We start from the raw sequence: 1,130 nt of genomic DNA on the forward strand, positions 1-1,130 counted from the left end.
GCGTTTTTTTCTATAAAAATGGAAAAAGAAGAAGCCAAACAGGACTTCTTCCATGTCCATAAAGCAAGCTTTTTCAGATTCATGGCAGTAAAAGTAAGCGTGGCTTGCAAGCTCACTTTCGCCAAACCGCGATAAGTGGCATAACGCATACCATGCTTCTCTTTCGCATCTGCAAAACAACGTTCAATCGTTTCCTTCCGCTTCTTATAAAACGCCTTATGGCGTTCTGTTAAACGTAAATGGTCAGCTTCCTCTAAATGGGGTTCCCATAAATGACGAATCAACCACTTTTCATAGGTCTTACTTTCTGTGCACTGGGCACGTAAGACGCACGTTTGACAGATTTGAGGATCCGATTTATAGAGACGATAGCCTTCGCGATTGAGACGAACATATGGCAAAAGTTGATCGTTCGGACAGTGAAAGGCATTCAACCATTCATCATACATAAAATCTCGTTTTGTGAAAAACCCTTTTTTTCCTCTTGGACGGGTATAAGGAAGCACCGCTTCCATTCCGTTTTTCCAAAGATAATGCGCAATAATGGGTGTTTTGTACCCCGCATCCATTACAACTACTTTTGGCACGCGTTTTTGACGTAACTTTTCGACTAAAGCGATGAGCACTTGACTGTCATGGACATTTCCAGGTGTGACGATGTTTTCAAGAATAAAGCCATTTCGATCACAAGTCGTGTGAAAAGAATAAGCAAACTGTTTCTCTCGTTCTCCCTTGACGTAATAACCACTTTCGGGATCCGTTCGGCTTACTTTAATTTCTTTCTCCTCGCTTTTTTCTTTCCACACAATCGGCTTTTTTCCTTCTGCTTCCCTTACTACATTGATCTCTTTCTCGAGTGTCTCTTGGTACGCGCGCGTTTCTTTACGAACGACCTTTTTATGCCATTTGTTTTTATTGGCATTCGCTTTGACATGAGTAGAATCCACAAAAGCCATCTCAGAATCCACAAACCCTGCATCGGTTGCTTGTTTGAGAATGCGATAAAAGATTTGTTCAAAAACATTCGTTTCTGCGAAACGACGTACATAATTTTTCCCAAAAGTTGAAAAATGCGGGATTTTACTATTGAAATCATAGCCTAAAAACCAGCGATAAGCTGTATTGGTTTC

1 protein-coding gene is annotated in these 1,130 nt (G+C 40.9%); it reads right to left on the reverse strand.

The genetic code is table 11. From position 1 onward, the window contains the following. A partial coding sequence (locus tag HCK02_RS13870; RefSeq protein ID WP_167630685.1) for an IS1182 family transposase occupies positions 1-1,130 on the reverse strand: 1,130 nt, incomplete at both ends.

The organism is Listeria valentina, assembly GCF_011800755.1.
GTDB classification, from domain to species: domain Bacteria; phylum Bacillota; class Bacilli; order Lactobacillales; family Listeriaceae; genus Listeria; species Listeria valentina.